This is a genomic window from Flavobacterium fryxellicola (assembly GCF_900143245.1).
Classification (GTDB): Bacteria; Bacteroidota; Bacteroidia; order Flavobacteriales; family Flavobacteriaceae; genus Flavobacterium; species Flavobacterium fryxellicola.
Genome location: NZ_FRDK01000003.1, coordinates 160,412 through 174,796 on the forward strand (window position 1 = coordinate 160,412; position 14,385 = coordinate 174,796).

Consider the following 14,385-nt stretch of genomic DNA (forward strand, 5'->3'; position numbering starts at 1 on the left):
TAGTTTGCATTTTTATCTGGTTTTGTATGCCATTAATTTTCGATTGTGTAATTCAAAACCGCTGGCAAGATACAATTTTTGCGCGTTTTGATTGTGATTTTCTATCTCTAGATAGATTAATTGCAGTGCTAATTTACTGCTTTCCTCCAAAATAAATGCTATCGTGAGCTTCCCAATTCCTTTCCCTCGTGCATTTTTAGTCAGGTATAATTCATCTAAAAAAGCAATTTTGCCTTGGTACTCAAAACTGAATATAAAAGTTAAAATAACGTAACCCACGACTTCGTTATCGGATATAATCAGCCATGACCGCCCTAAGTTTTCATTGGAAATAAAGTCACGAAATAAAGATTTGGATACTTCAATGTCAATTGGATAATTATCAATAGCATAGAAATCCTGCATCAATAGTACAATTGATTCAATATCACATAGCGCTGCGGGTTTAAATTGGATCATTTAAAATATGTTTTAAAATAATGGCAGTGGCGCCCTGATTCATTTGGACAAAGGTGCCGCAAACATGTCCTTTTTCATGTCTGATGTCATCATTTCTAATGAGGTTTGCGAAGGTTTCTTTCAGTTCGTCCCCGTTTTTTATAACCATACATGCTTCGATATTGACTAGAGCGGTTGCTTCTGCAAAATGCGAATAGTTAGGACCAATAACAATTGGAACACCAAAAGTTGCCGGTTCCAATACATTGTGAACTCCCGGATTCCCAAATCCGCCACCTACGTAAGCGATGTCTGCATAACTATAAATTTTGGTCAAAATCCCTATGGTATCAATAATGAAAACATCAAAGTCAGCCAAATTTTTTCCTTCTTTTTCAGAGAATAAAATGGTTTTTTTAGTGATGCTATTTTTTAATTGTTCAATTTGCTCTACTTTAATATTATGTGGCGCAATGATAAATTTGATTTTTAAAGTATTTGAATTTATAAATTCAATCAATAGATTTTCATCTTTTGGCCAAGAACTTCCCACGACAATAGTAAGTGTGTTATTTTTGAATTGGGAAATAAAGTCCAATGAATTGTCTTTTTCCAATATAGTGGCAACACGATCAAAACGGGTATCCCCAGAAACAGCAACATTGGTTTTGCCAATGTGTTGTAGTAGTTTTTTTGACGTTTCATTTTGAACAAAGAAATAAGTAAATGTGTCCAGCGCTTCTCTATAAAAACCACCATACCATTTGAAAAATAGTTGGTTCTTTCTAAGAATTCCTGAAATTAAATAGGTTTTAGTTTGTCGTTTTTTTAGTTCAGCTAGATAATTTGGCCAGTATTCATATTTGATAAAAAACACTAAATCGGGATGCACGAGTTTTAAAAATTGTTGTGCATTTTTCTGGGTGTCCAATGGCAAATAAACGGTAACATCTGCCACACTATTATTTTTACGAACTTCATAGCCTGAAGGGGAGAAAAAAGTAACCACTATTTTATGTGAGGGAAATTGCTCTTTTATCTTTTCAATTACAGGCAAGCCCTGTTCATATTCACCAAGTGAAGCGGCATGAAACCAAACTGTTTTGTCAGTAGGTTTTATTTTTTGTTCCAAAAAAGGAAAAACTACTTTCCGTCCATCCACAAAAAGTTTCATTTTTGCGCTGAAAAGAGCACTGATTTTTATTAAAAAACCAGCAAAATGTACCAATAGAGTATAGAGAAAAAGCATATTTGAAATATTTTGGCTAAAATACGCTTTCTTTATTTTAGTTTCTTCGCAAAGAAATATTTAAATTTTGGTTGTCAGGAGATCATTTTTTATTTGAATAGAAATTATCTTTTTTTAATGTGGGTAGTATTGGTTTCAACTCATAAATAACTATTTTTGTTCTTCTTTTTAAGAAAGAATTTACAGTGTTTAGAAACAGGAAGCTTTCGAACATTAAACAAAAATCAAAATGAAAAAAATCCAAATGGTTGACTTAAAAAGTCAATATGAAAAAATAAAAGACGTCGTTAACATTTCTATTCAGGAAGTTTTAGACACTAATACGTATATTAACGGACCTCAGGTTCATGAATTTCAAAAATCCTTAGAAGCGTATTTAGATGTAAAACATGTAATTCCATGCGCTAATGGAACCGATGCCTTACAAATTGCGATGATGGGATTGGATTTAAAGCCAGGCGATGAGGTTATTACGGCTGATTTTACTTTTGCAGCAACCGTTGAAGTTATCGCTTTGTTACAATTGACCCCAATTTTAGTCGATGTGGATCTGTACAATATGAATATTTCCATTGAAGGGATTAAAAAAGCGATAACACCAAAAACAAAAGCAATTGTGCCCGTTCATTTATTTGGTCGTGCTGCCAATATGGAAGCTATTATGGCGATCGCCAAAGAATATAATTTATATGTCATCGAAGATAATGCGCAAGCAATCGGGGCCAATTGTAAATTTTCTGACGTAACGAAAAAGAAAGCAGGTACCATAGGACATGTAGGCGCTACGTCCTTTTTTCCATCAAAAAATCTAGGGTGTTATGGAGATGGCGGTGCTATTTTTACTAATGATGATGACTTGGCTCATAAACTTCGCGGAATTGTAAATCACGGAATGTACGAGCGATACCACCATGATGTTGTAGGTGTGAATTCCCGTTTAGATAGTATTCAGGCCGCCGTTTTGAATGCGAAGTTGCCTTTATTAGATCAATACGGACGAGCGAGACAAGATGCTGCCAGAAAATATTCAGCGGCTTTTGAAGGTCATAAAAATATCATTGCACCGAGTATTTGCGATATTTGTGATTGTCACGTTTTTCATCAATATACGTTGCGAATTATAGATGCCGACAGGGATGGCTTAATGCAACACTTATTAGACAAAGGAATCCCTTGTGCTATTTATTACCCTATTCCGTTGCATTCGCAAAAAGCATACGCTGATTCTCGTTATAAAGAAGAAGATTTTCCGGTAACCAATCAACTGGTAAAAGAAGTTCTTTCGTTACCAATGCACACGGAATTAGAAGACGAGCAAATTAAATTCATCACGGACAGTGTTTTAGAATTTTTAAAATAATAAAAAGATGCGATTCATCACGTCTTTTATATCGGATATAACGACCAAAATACACTATTAGGGTTTTAAAAAATAAATAAATTATGAAAATAGTAGTCACAGGTGGTTTGGGTTTCATAGGATCTCATACGGTAGTAGAATTACAAAACGAAGGATATGAAGTGATTGTTGTGGATAATTTATCAAATACTTCCTTGAGTGTTTTGGACGGAATTCAGGCTATTACTGGAAAAGTTCCGGCCTTCGAAAAATTAGATTTGCGGGAGAAAAAGAAGGTACAAGATTTTTTTAAAAGACACCATGATATATCAGGTGTAATTCATTTTGCAGCTTCAAAAGCAGTGGGAGAAAGTGTTGAAAATCCATTGTTGTACTATGAAAATAATATCAATGCACTAGTTTATGTTTTACAAGAATTACAGCAAAAAACGGAAGCAAATTTTATCTTTAGTTCCTCTTGTACCGTTTACGGCCAAGCTGAAACCATGCCAATTACAGAAAATGCTTCCATTCAAACTGCGATGTCTCCTTATGGAAACACAAAACAAATAGGAGAAGAAATCATTACTGATACTGCCAAAGTAACTAATATTAATGCTATTTTATTGCGTTATTTTAATCCTATTGGTTCACATCCATCCGCTGAAATAGGAGAATTGCCTATTGGAGTGCCCCAGAATTTAGTGCCGTTTATTACGCAAACCGGTTTTGGATTGCGAAAAGAATTAGCTGTTTATGGCGATGATTACCCAACTCCAGATGGAACAGCAGTACGCGATTATATTCACGTAGTCGATTTGGCGAAAGCCCATGTGATTGCTTTACAACGCTTGTTGAATAAAAAAAATACGGAGAAAGTAGAAACGTTTAATTTGGGAACTGGAACTGGAAGTTCGGTATTAGAGGTTATTAAAGCTTTCGAAAAAGTTAGCGGTAAAAAACTGCCTTATAAAATTGTAGGGCGCAGAGAAGGTGACATTACTTCGGCTTACGCCAATACGGATAAAGCCAATGCAGTTCTGGGATGGAAAGCGCAATCTACACTTGAACAAGCGATGGCTAGCGCTTGGAAATGGGAACAGAAAATAAGAAGTTAACAATCAATTTTCAGTTTTTTATGTTCACTATAAATTATAATCCCAATTTATCTCAGATGATAATTTGGGATTTTTTTGCTATTTATTTGTATATTAGATGCTGAAAATCATTTCGTTATGAATACTAATAAAAGAAAAGTACCTATAGAAAAGGCTGAGGAACCAATCGTTTCTTATACTATTTCTCAAACTAAATCAGAGAATGAAAGGCGAAACAGCTTTGATTTTGATGCTGAATTTGAAAAGGGTTATACGCCTGAGCAGTTTAAACAGGAAATCTTCAAACGAATAAAAGCCTATCCTTGGAAAAAGTAATTTTTAAAAAAGAAGTACTAGAGTATACAGATGAACTAGTTTTTATTCTCTTTAAAGAAAATTATTTTAATTATGCTTAAAATGCTCTTTTACATGTTGATAAAAACGCAGCTTTTATTCTTTTTGAAATCTCTGTTTTTCCGCATAAAAAAACACCAAAACTCTTTATTTATTTAGGTTCGAATTACATATTTTATAAAGCTAATAAACGTACCACTTGGTACATTTTTTTCGAAAAGCAAAAGGGCAATTACTTAATCACAGGAATTTTAAATAATCATTGCGTTGAAGCGAACGATTTGTAATGAAAAAATCCTCAAGAACTTTCGCTCATGAGGATTGTATATTTATAAACACACTGATCACTATAAATTGATCACTGAATACTAATTAAGCATTCGCAGTCGCCGCTTCCTTATCAATTTTACCAATCAATCCGGCTAATACTTTTCCTGGACCTACTTCAGTAAATAAAGTAGCGCCGTCTTTTATCATTTGTTGCACCGATTGTGTCCATTTTACTGGAGCAGTCAATTGAATAATTAAGTTCTTCTTGATTTCGGCTGGATCTGAAACGGCACTAGCCGTTACATTTTGGTAAACCGGACAAATAGGAGTAGCGAAAGTGGTCGCTTCAATAGCTGCAGCCAGTTCTTCACGAGCTGGTTCCATCATTGGAGAGTGAAAAGCACCGCCAACGGGTAATAATAGTGCCCGTTTTGCTCCTGCGGCTTTCATCGCCTCGCACGCTTTTTCTACTGCTGATGTTTCTCCTGAAATTACTAATTGTCCTGGGCAGTTATAATTTGCAGCTACTACAATTCCGTCAATTGAAGCACAAACTTCCTCCACAATAGTGTCAGCCAATCCTAAAACGGCTGCCATTGTAGATGGTTTGATTTCGCACGCTTTTTGCATGGCCAAAGCGCGTTGGGAAACCAATCGCAGTCCATCTTCAAAAGACAAAGCACCATTGGCTACTAAAGCAGAGAACTCACCTAATGAATGTCCTGCAACCATTTCTGGTCTGAAATCTTCCCCTAAGGTTTTTGCTAAAATTACAGAATGCAGGAAAACAGCGGGCTGCGTCACTTTGGTTTCTTTCAATTCTTCAGCTGTTCCGCTAAACATGATGTCTGTAATGCGAAACCCTACTATTTCGTTTGCTTTTTCAAATAATTCTTTTGCAAGAGGAGAATTTTCATATAAATCTTTACCCATTCCTGTAAATTGCGCGCCTTGACCTGGAAATACGTATGCTTTCATGTGTTTGTTTTAAAGATTGAAAAAATGTGAAGATTGAAAAGTTAGTTTCAATCGGGATGTAAAAATACTATTTTTTGCGGTATTGCAAATCAGGTTGCTCTATTCTTTAAAAATGATGCTTTCTTAAGTGTAACAATTAATAGTATTAAAGACTAATTAGAAACTATAAAGATTGACTATTATGAAAAAGATTTTCTCCATTGCGTTCTTATTCCTTTTTGGATTTTTACTTTTTTACATCAACCTGCCAGTACTTCAGTATGGTTTCACGGGATTTGCCGTTATCTTTTTACTATTAGTGATTCTTGGAATTTTGTTTTCAATAGGGCTTTCCGTTTCGCAGCAAACTAATCAAGTTAAGATTATTTCCAAGCCAAATAAGTTTTTGTCTATTCTGGCAGGAATACTTTTAGTGTATTGCATTGTGCTTCCTATTGTAACCAGCCTAAAAATGTTTAGAAGTGAGTCCTATCAAGAACTTATAGGCGAGGTTAAAAACGGCCAAAAAATAACCAATCATATTGCTCCAATTTCTATTGACAAAATTCGTGTGGTTGATGAGGAATTAGCACATCTTTTGGGAGAAAAAGTTTTAGGTTCTCAACCTGCTTTAGGAAGTCAAGTGGAATTAGGTGATTTTTGCATCCAAAAAGTAAATAACAACTTGTATTGGGTAGCGCCATTACTCCATTCGGGTTTTTTTAAATGGTTTAACAACCAAGAAGGAACAGCTGGCTATGTTATGGTTTCTGCAACCAATGAACGCGATGTAAAATTAGTTCAGCAGGTGGGTGCGGCAGCAATAAAAATTAAATACCAACCAGGAGCTTATTTTCAGAGTGATATTCACAGGCACGTTTATTTTAACGGCAATGCTACTATTGGTTTGGCTGACTTTAGTTTTGAAATTGATGATGCAGGAAAACCGTTTTGGATTGTTACCAAATATGCAAAAAAAATAGGTTTTGCAGGAAAAGAAGCCATAGGAATTATTGTCGTTGATGCGCAATCTGGCGCTATGAATGAATACGCTATTGCTGCAACTCCAAAATGGGTTGATCGTATCCAGCCCTTAGAGTTTATAGAGGATCAATTGAATGATTGGGGTGAATATGTACATGGTTATTGGAATTTTTCTAATGCGGACAAACTTCAAATTACAGAAGGATTGACATTAGTGTACGGAAAGGACGATAAATCGTATTGGTACACCGGATTAACTTCGGTAGGGAAAGATGAATCTGCTGTGGGTTTTGTACTGGTAGATACCAGAACTAAAGAAACTACCTTTTACAAACAAGGCGGAGCAACTGAATTTGCTGCCCAAAGTTCCGCACAAGGAAAAGTTCAGGAAAAAGGATACAAGGCTTCTTTGCCGATTCCGTATAATATCAATAACATTCCTACCTATGTTATGACGCTCAAAGATGATGGTGGATTGGTTAAAATGTTTGCGATGGTTGCCATTTCAGATTATACCATTGTGGGCGTTGGTAATACCATGCGAGAAACGCTGACTTCGTTTAAAAACGTTTATAATATGTCGGATAACAAAATAAATCCGAATAGTGTTTCCAATAAAAAATCATTGAACTCAATTGTAACCCGAATCCAAAATGATGTAAAAAACGGAAACAGCTTTTATTATTTTAAAGTCAAAGATTATCCTAATATATTTGTAGGTTCTTCACAAATATCCAATCAACTGCCCGTGACAATAGTAGGCGATAGTGTAACGATTTCCTTTGATGTTGATTTGGAAGAAGTAATTGATGTCTCGAGTTTTGAAAATATTAATTTGAAAACGAGTACAAAAATGAAATAATAAAAAAGGGCTGGAGCAATTGCTGTAGGCCCTTTTTTTTATTTTTTTGGTACTAGTTTGAAAGAGGTCACTATGAATCGGTTATTGACTACTTGACCAACTACTTCTGCTTTCCGAATGGCAGTGCAAAATCCATCCTCCGCATGGGCATCTCCGTGAGAGTCTACAGAACTTCCGTCAACAAAATAAGATTTTCCGTCAATGCGAACGGCTAATTCGCAACCGTGCCCTTCCATTCCAAACTGGCACTGTCCGCAGGAAGCTTCTACAATTTGAGGTTTTGGTTCTTCTTTTTTATCCTGAGCACTGGCAAGTGTAGCAGTGAACAAAATAGCTAGGTATAGTAACTTTTTCATAAATGATCATTTTTTTGTATCAGCTAATATACTTGTTTTTTTATGTAGAATAATTTTTAAGTGCCAATTTTACAGGACAAACGCATCATAAAATAACGCAACAGATTTTACCACATAGCGACATAGATTCGAATGATTTAACAAAAAGGCATTTCATTCAAACTAAAAAAACATAGCTGTGTGGAGAAATTATTTCTATATAACTCTTTTATAGACTACTTTTCTATGATTCTATGTGGTAAAAATAACATGATGCGTTTGCCCTGGCTAATTTTAATAGCGAAGTAGTGCGCATCGGCATAAATCGCTATGCTTTTACGGATACCAAACCAGCTGCTTTTTTTGCTTTTTCGACTATTTCTTCGATAGGCGTTTCTAGTGTGTCATGGACTAAAGCCACGCCCATTCTTCGATATGGTCTTGAGGTCGGTTTGCCAAAGATTCTAAAATCAGTTTTAGGCAAAGAAGCAATTTCTTCAATTCCTGAATAAGTTGGATTACTGCTATTGTCAGATGCCAAAACTACCGCACTTGCTCCCGCTTTTTCTAATGTGATTTCGAAAATCGGTAAACTCAAAATGGCGCGCAAATGCAATTCGAATTCGTTGAAGTTTTGTGTTCCTGCTAATGTCACCATTCCAGTGTCGTGTGGACGAGGAGATAATTCAGAGAAATAAACCCCGTCATCAGCCAAGAAAAATTCAACTCCAAAAAGACCTGCGCCTCCTAAAGCCTCCGTTACTTTTTCGGCCATGTCTTGTGCTTCGTATAAATTGGCATCTGAAATTCTGGCAGGTTGCCAGCTTTCTTGATAATCGCCACGTTCTTGTCGGTGGCCAATGGGAGCGCAAAACAAAGTAGGATTGTTGTTTTGAACCACAGTCAATAAAGTAATCTCTGAGTTGAATTTGACAAAGGCTTCTACAATCACTTCTACCACGTCACCACGGGAACCTTCTACAGCGTAGTTCCATGCTTTCTCAATATCAGTTTCAGTTTTTATGGTAGATTGTCCCTTTCCAGAGGAAGACATTAACGGTTTGACAACGCAGGGCATTCCAACAGCTTCAACTCCTTTTCGTAATTCCTCGGCGGTGGTCGCGTAACGGTAGTTAGCTGTTTTTAGACCTAATTCTTTGGCAGCTAAATCCCGAATCGCTTTCCTGTTCATGGTGAAGTTTGCCGCTTTCGCAGAAGGGACTACGGTGATGCCTTGTTTTTCATACTCATAAAAACGTTCGGTCCGAATGGCTTCTATTTCTGGTACGATAAAGTCAGGATTGTGTTTAGCGACAATTTTGTCCAATGCATCGCCATCCAGCATATTGATGACTTCAAAACCGTGAGCGACTTGCATCGCTGGAGCATTTTCGTAGCTGTCAACCGCAATTACGATTTGCCCGATGCGTTGTGCTGCGATGGTGAATTCTTTTCCTAATTCGCCTGAGCCTAGGAGTAGTATTTTCATTATTTTGTCTATCTTAAATTTTCTGTAAAAATAAGGAATTGCTTTTTTGTGACATTAGATTTTAGCAGCATTTTTAATAGAATAGATCATATTTTACGATACCCAAACGTCTAAAAATTAATCTTTTGTTTGTTTAAGTAATGGTTTTCTAGGAACGAAAAGATAAAAGCATAATAATCCTTGCTTATCGTTAAATTTAAAACTGTTCGAAGTTTAGAGTTTGTGATTGGCATAAAAGATAAAAACCACTTAATGTTGACACTAAGTGGTTTCTGAACATAATTTCTTCACAAGCTTAAAGCATTTTTTTTGCTTTAATTTCTAGCAAAGTACTTTCTATACTACTTAATTGATTTGATACAATTGCAATTTGACTCGCTTGAAGTTCACTTTTTTCTAAAGCCATTTTGTATTTTTCAATTGCTGCTTCTTCTCCTGTGATGCAAGCATTTATAATAGCCTCAGTATCACCACTAGTAAAAGATGATTTTATGTCAATCCAAGTGCGGTGCAAGGCCCCTAATGCGCCTCCACCTGAAGTATCTGTAGATTTTCCTAACTTATTAATTTCATCTTGCAGCGCTACAATAAAAAGCGCACGCTCTCTTGCAAATTCTAAAAAATCAGTTTTAATAGATGAACTTTCTACATGTTCAGCTGCATTTGTATACCCTAATTTTCCGTCTTCTAGAATTGAAATCAACCCTTCCAATGTACTAACTACTTCTTTTGTGTTTTCATCTGTGTGTTCCATGATAAATGTTTTTTTATTTGTAAGTTTCACAAAGTTCAAATTTTTAACCTCTAAAATGTTACAGAATTAAATCTATTTTTTGTAATATTCTGTATTTAAAATGGTTAGAAAATGCAAGGTTACAATTAGAAAGATGGGTTCGAATGAATATTTTAGATAAAGCCCTATGCAATTGATAATGCGCAATCTGAAAATCAGAAACTATTTAGCAATTACAAGCAGTTTTTTATTTAATTAAATTTTTATAAAGGGAGTTGCAACGAATGAGGTTTGTCATTCATCATTCTTTAAAGTATTTAACAACTTCGTTTTAAAGGTGTAAATCTATTCTCATGTATTTAAGGGTTTTCTCTCTCCACTGTCTGTTCCATTGCTAAAAATTTTCAATTCATTTATTAGATGAATTAAAATGAAGTCGACAAATTGGTTTTCTGTTGTTGTCATTTACTAAAACTCCAAAATAAGATTGTGTATCTCTAAACGCAATGCGAGAAGCAGGTAGTATTTCTCGCAGAATTGCTTTAATAATTTGAGAAGCTTCCATTTCTTCTTCAGTGGTAATAAATTTCGGTATTTCTGTAGTCTCGTTAATTGGTGAAAAAGCTTCGTTACTTTTGGTTAGGATTGTTTCATTACTATGTAACGCATTTTTTAACCTAAAATGTATTGATTCATTTATTGAATTTTAAAAAGCGTTCTTAGTATATTCTTTGAAAGTTCCCATTCTAGATGCTGTTAAAGGTTTTCCTAAAAATCTATTTACTAATAATTTTACTATTTTGTCTGATGGATCTTTTAGTTCTTAAGCAAATATTCAAATGTGAGAAAGAGTGAAGATAAAAATTAAAGTTTAATAGGTCTGAACCAAATAAGAAGATGTATTACGCCACAATCAGCGTAAGGGATAGCAGTGGAAATCCTTTTTTATCATGAAGCGAAAGCGGAATGATGAAAAAGATTGCAACGAATAGCCCGACCAATGCTGTAACGGTAGTGAAAGCATGGTTACGCCCCGCTTTAGAATCTGCTCAGGAAGAGAACAAAAACAAAAATAGTTTAAAATTTAAAGTCCTTAAACTCTAAACTCTAAACTATTTTTTATAGTTGAAACAGCTGTTTTTATTTTAAGCAGTAACTTCAATAAGGGTTACCGCTTCTTTGATTCGGCGTAAAGCTTCGGTAAGTAATTCTTCGCTTGTGGCGTAAGAAAAACGGATACAGTCTGGGTTTCCAAACGCATCACCTGTTACGGTGGCTACATTGGCTTCGCCCAAAAGGTACATTGAGAAATCATTGGCATCCTTAATGAAGGTTCCTTTCAATGTTTTTCCGAAGAAAGAGGATACATCTGGGAATACATAAAAAGCGCCTTCGGGAACGTTAATTTTTATTCCAGGAATGTCTTTTAATAATCCAACCACTAAATCTCTGCGGCTATGGAACGCATCAACCATATATTTTAAAACGCTTGGATCAGCATCTACAGCGGTAATGGTAGCGCGTTGCGCAATACTGTTAGCACCGCTGGTTACTTGACCTTGAATTTTGGTACACGCTTTTGCAATGAATTCTGGTGCGCCAATGTAGCCAATTCTCCATCCTGTCATGGCAAATGCTTTTGCAACTCCATTTACGGTAATCGTTCTGTCTAACATGCCTGGAATAGAAGCGATGCTACAAAAAGTTCCCGAGAAATTGATGTGTTCGTAAATTTCATCGGCAACAACGTAGACGTGTGGGTGTTTTTCTAATACTTTGGCCAATGCTGTTAATTCTTCTCTATTGTAGACCGATCCACTTGGATTACAAGGTGAACTGAACCACATCATTTTAGTTTTTGGTGTGATCGCTGCTTCTAATTGCTCTGGTGTAATTTTGAAATCAGTGTCTACAGATGTAGGAACTACAACCGGCATGCCACCTGATAATTTCACGATTTCGAAATAAGAAACCCAATATGGTGCTGGTAAAATTACTTCATCACCATCGTTTAGCATGACTTGAGCAATATTATAAAGGGATTGTTTTGCTCCTGTTGAAACTACAATTTGAGACGGCTTGTACTCTAAATTGTTGTCTCTTTTAAATTTTCTACAAATGGCTTCTTTTAATTCTAAATAGCCTTCCACTGGAGAATAGGTGCTGTAATTTTCGTCAATAGCACGTTTGGCTGCTTCTTTAATGAAATCAGGGGTATTAAAATCCGGTTCTCCTAAACTTAGGCTAATAATGTCTTTTCCTTGTGATTTTAATTCTCTGGCTAAAGCTGCCATAGCTAATGTTTGTGACGTAGATAAATTGTTTATTCTATCGGATAATGGATTCATTCGTAGTAGGTTGTAGTTAGTTTTTTATTTTTATTTGTTCTATTGTAGAAATGGATAATTATAAAGAAATACTTGTAGTGCATTTCTAAACCATTATGCGCTAAGAGCTGGATTTTGACCCAAATCTTTCAAATGCTTGAAATGAGCAATAATGGCACTTCGCATTGTTTTGTACTCGTAATAAGGTAGGTTGCATTCCTCAGCCGTTTCTTTTACAATAGTTGCAATCTTGCCATAATGTACGTGGCTGATATTTGGAAAAATATGGTGTTCAATTTGGTGATTCAATCCGCCTGTATACCAGTTTACGATTTTGTTTTTTGGAGCAAAATTAGTAGTGGTAAACAATTGGTGTATTGCCCAAGTATTATCCATTTCTCCTAATTCATTTGGAGATGGGTTCGTAGTTTCTTCTACAACGTGTGCTAATTGAAACACAACACTCAGAATTAATCCTGCTGTGTAATGCATCACGAAGAAACCTATTAATACCTTCCACCAAGTGATTCCAATAACGATTGGTAAAACGATCCAAATGGAAACGTAGATTATTTTCGTAATAATTAATGTTGTCCAAAGTACTTTTGGATTTTTTAATTCTCCATAAGATAATTTTCTTTTTATATAATTACGCATCTGTCTAAAATCTGTCGTTATCGCCCAGTTGAATGTTAGTAATCCATAAAGAAAAACAGAATAATATTGCTGAAAGCGATGAAAATTAAACCATTTTGCATCTTTTGTAAAACGAATTACCCGTCCAGCATCTAAATCTTCATCGTGTCCGGGAATATTGGTATACGTATGGTGTAAAACGTTATGTTGTACTTGCCAGTTGTGAACATTTCCGGCCAAAACATAAATCGTTCCTCCCATGAATTTGTTAACCCATGATTTAGTAGAATACGAACCATGATTTCCGTCGTGCATCACATTCATTCCTACTCCAGCCATTCCAATTCCCATAACAACTGTCAATAGAAGGTGGGCCCAAAAAGGCATACCAAGTGTCAGAATTAAAAAGTAAGGGGCAAGAAAAACGGAAAAGAGAATTATCGTTTTTAAATATAGTTTCCAATTCCCTGTTTTTTGTATGTTGTTTTCTTTGAAGTAATTGTTAACCCGTGAGTTAAGTGTTCTAAAAAACTTCAAGCTATCTTGCTTAGCGAATATAGGTGCGTTATTATTCATATAATTTCAATAAAGTTCAAAGGTAATTATTATAAATTTTTGGATATACAAAATTGAGATAAATATTTTAACTGTAAAGTATTACTTTTGTTAAAAAAAGTAATAGATGGACGAGATTCTAAAGTATTTTCCTAATTTGACTGCAATTCAGAAAGAACAGTTCGAAAAATTAGATTTTTTATACCATGATTGGAATGAAAAAATCAATGTTATTAGTCGAAAAGATATTGATGCTTTGTACACCAAACATATTTTACATTCCTTAGGAATAGCCAAAATCATAAAATTTGAGCCCGGAACGTATGTTTTGGACGTGGGAACTGGAGGTGGATTTCCGGGAATTCCATTAGCGATACTTTTTCCGGAAACGCGCTTTCATTTGATTGATATTATAGCCAAAAAAATAAAAGTGGTTCAGGCTGTTGCTGAGGGATTGGAATTGAAAAATGTTAAAGCAGAACAATTGCGCGCTGAAAATGTGAAAGGCGATTTTGATTTTATCGTGAGTCGCGCTGTAACCAACATGCCAGATTTTGTTTCGTGGGTGAAAACCAAAATTAAGAAGAACAACAAGCATGAATTAAAAAACGGAATATTATATCTTAAAGGCGGCGATCTAACCGAAGAATTGAAGGATTTCCCAAAAGCTACAGAATATAACCTAGCAGATTACTTTGAAGATGAATTCTTTGAGACTAAAAAAGTGGTACATGTACCGTTGAAGTTTGTGGTTTAGAAA

Annotated in this window: 13 protein-coding genes; 5 read left to right on the top strand and 8 right to left on the bottom strand. The window is 35.3% G+C overall.

Annotated elements, in window-relative coordinates; translation table 11 throughout:
- Positions 1–12: 12 nt before the first annotated feature.
- Both BUA03_RS06855 and BUA03_RS06860 read right to left on the bottom strand, forming a co-directional pair.
- Positions 13–459, bottom strand: a complete 447-nt coding sequence (locus tag BUA03_RS06855) for a GNAT family N-acetyltransferase (protein WP_066080141.1) — start codon at positions 457–459, stop codon at positions 13–15.
- Positions 446–1,687 carry a 3-deoxy-D-manno-octulosonic acid transferase gene (locus BUA03_RS06860; protein ID WP_066080138.1) on the bottom strand — a complete coding sequence of 414 codons (1,242 nt, stop codon included), beginning with the start codon at positions 1,685–1,687 and terminating at the stop codon, positions 446–448. Before BUA03_RS06860 ends, BUA03_RS06855 begins: the two co-directional genes overlap by 14 nt.
- A gap of 229 nt (positions 1,688–1,916) precedes the next feature.
- On the opposite strand from BUA03_RS06860, the gene BUA03_RS06865 reads away from it, so the two are divergent.
- The 3 genes from BUA03_RS06865 to BUA03_RS06875 all read left to right on the top strand — a co-directional run bounded on the left by BUA03_RS06865 (position 1,917) and on the right by BUA03_RS06875 (position 4,459).
- Positions 1,917–3,047, top strand: coding sequence for a DegT/DnrJ/EryC1/StrS family aminotransferase (locus BUA03_RS06865; RefSeq protein ID WP_066080135.1), 1,131 nt, complete (start codon positions 1,917–1,919; stop codon positions 3,045–3,047).
- Positions 3,048–3,130: 83 nt separating this feature from the next.
- A complete protein-coding gene (galE, locus tag BUA03_RS06870; protein WP_066080132.1) occupies positions 3,131–4,144 on the top strand; it encodes a UDP-glucose 4-epimerase GalE in 1,014 nt (337 codons plus the stop codon).
- A gap of 117 nt (positions 4,145–4,261) precedes the next feature.
- Positions 4,262–4,459, top strand: a complete 198-nt coding sequence (locus tag BUA03_RS06875) for a hypothetical protein (RefSeq protein ID WP_066080129.1) — start codon at positions 4,262–4,264, stop codon at positions 4,457–4,459.
- A gap of 390 nt (positions 4,460–4,849) precedes the next feature.
- On the opposite strand, the gene fabD is transcribed toward BUA03_RS06875, so the two are convergent.
- The gene (gene fabD, locus BUA03_RS06880; RefSeq protein ID WP_066080126.1) at positions 4,850–5,725 is read right to left on the bottom strand and encodes an ACP S-malonyltransferase; all 876 of its coding nucleotides are present in this window, start codon (positions 5,723–5,725) and stop codon (positions 4,850–4,852) included.
- 181 nt (positions 5,726–5,906) lie between these two features.
- Here fabD and BUA03_RS06885 point away from each other — a divergent pair, with 181 nt between their 5' ends.
- Positions 5,907–7,550, top strand: coding sequence for a hypothetical protein (locus tag BUA03_RS06885; RefSeq protein WP_082854325.1), 1,644 nt, complete (start codon positions 5,907–5,909; stop codon positions 7,548–7,550).
- 38 nt (positions 7,551–7,588) lie between these two features.
- Here the strand turns inward: BUA03_RS06885 and BUA03_RS06890 are convergent, their stop codons facing one another.
- From BUA03_RS06890 to BUA03_RS06910, 5 genes are all read right to left on the bottom strand, one after another.
- The gene (locus BUA03_RS06890; protein ID WP_066080123.1) at positions 7,589–7,906 is read right to left on the bottom strand and encodes a DUF6370 family protein; all 318 of its coding nucleotides are present in this window, start codon (positions 7,904–7,906) and stop codon (positions 7,589–7,591) included.
- Between the two features lie 307 nt (positions 7,907–8,213).
- Positions 8,214–9,374: a formate-dependent phosphoribosylglycinamide formyltransferase gene (gene purT / locus BUA03_RS06895; protein ID WP_066080120.1), complete on the bottom strand. Its 1,161-nt coding sequence runs from the start codon at positions 9,372–9,374 to the stop codon at positions 8,214–8,216.
- Between the two features lie 295 nt (positions 9,375–9,669).
- Entirely contained in the window at positions 9,670–10,128 is a 459-nt protein-coding gene (locus BUA03_RS06900; protein ID WP_066080117.1) for a ferritin-like domain-containing protein, read from the bottom strand.
- A 1,124-nt stretch (positions 10,129–11,252) separates the two neighbouring features.
- Positions 11,253–12,455: a pyridoxal phosphate-dependent aminotransferase gene (locus BUA03_RS06905; protein ID WP_066080114.1), complete on the bottom strand. Its 1,203-nt coding sequence runs from the start codon at positions 12,453–12,455 to the stop codon at positions 11,253–11,255.
- A 93-nt stretch (positions 12,456–12,548) separates the two neighbouring features.
- Positions 12,549–13,646, bottom strand: a complete 1,098-nt coding sequence (locus BUA03_RS06910; RefSeq protein ID WP_066080109.1) for a fatty acid desaturase family protein — start codon at positions 13,644–13,646, stop codon at positions 12,549–12,551.
- A gap of 106 nt (positions 13,647–13,752) precedes the next feature.
- Between BUA03_RS06910 and rsmG the strand changes: the two genes are divergently transcribed.
- Entirely contained in the window at positions 13,753–14,382 is a 630-nt protein-coding gene (gene rsmG, locus BUA03_RS06915; protein WP_066080107.1) for a 16S rRNA (guanine(527)-N(7))-methyltransferase RsmG, read from the top strand.
- Positions 14,383–14,385: the final 3 nt, after the last annotated feature.

Excerpts from the sequence above, each read along its gene's own strand:
- BUA03_RS06855 (WP_066080141.1), bottom strand. The coding sequence starts at position 459 with ATGATCCAATTTAAACCCGCAGCGCTATGTGATATTGAATCAATTGTA.
- BUA03_RS06860 (WP_066080138.1), bottom strand. The coding sequence starts at position 1,687 with ATGCTTTTTCTCTATACTCTATTGGTACATTTTGCTGGTTTTTTAATA.
- BUA03_RS06865 (WP_066080135.1), top strand. The coding sequence starts at position 1,917 with ATGAAAAAAATCCAAATGGTTGACTTAAAAAGTCAATATGAAAAAATA.
- galE (WP_066080132.1), top strand. The coding sequence starts at position 3,131 with ATGAAAATAGTAGTCACAGGTGGTTTGGGTTTCATAGGATCTCATACG.
- BUA03_RS06875 (WP_066080129.1), top strand. The coding sequence starts at position 4,262 with ATGAATACTAATAAAAGAAAAGTACCTATAGAAAAGGCTGAGGAACCA.
- fabD (WP_066080126.1), bottom strand. The coding sequence starts at position 5,725 with ATGAAAGCATACGTATTTCCAGGTCAAGGCGCGCAATTTACAGGAATG.
- BUA03_RS06885 (WP_082854325.1), top strand. The coding sequence starts at position 5,907 with ATGAAAAAGATTTTCTCCATTGCGTTCTTATTCCTTTTTGGATTTTTA.
- BUA03_RS06890 (WP_066080123.1), bottom strand. The coding sequence starts at position 7,906 with ATGAAAAAGTTACTATACCTAGCTATTTTGTTCACTGCTACACTTGCC.
- purT (WP_066080120.1), bottom strand. The coding sequence starts at position 9,374 with ATGAAAATACTACTCCTAGGCTCAGGCGAATTAGGAAAAGAATTCACC.
- BUA03_RS06900 (WP_066080117.1), bottom strand. The coding sequence starts at position 10,128 with ATGGAACACACAGATGAAAACACAAAAGAAGTAGTTAGTACATTGGAA.
- BUA03_RS06905 (WP_066080114.1), bottom strand. The coding sequence starts at position 12,455 with ATGAATCCATTATCCGATAGAATAAACAATTTATCTACGTCACAAACA.
- BUA03_RS06910 (WP_066080109.1), bottom strand. The coding sequence starts at position 13,646 with ATGAATAATAACGCACCTATATTCGCTAAGCAAGATAGCTTGAAGTTT.
- rsmG (WP_066080107.1), top strand. The coding sequence starts at position 13,753 with ATGGACGAGATTCTAAAGTATTTTCCTAATTTGACTGCAATTCAGAAA.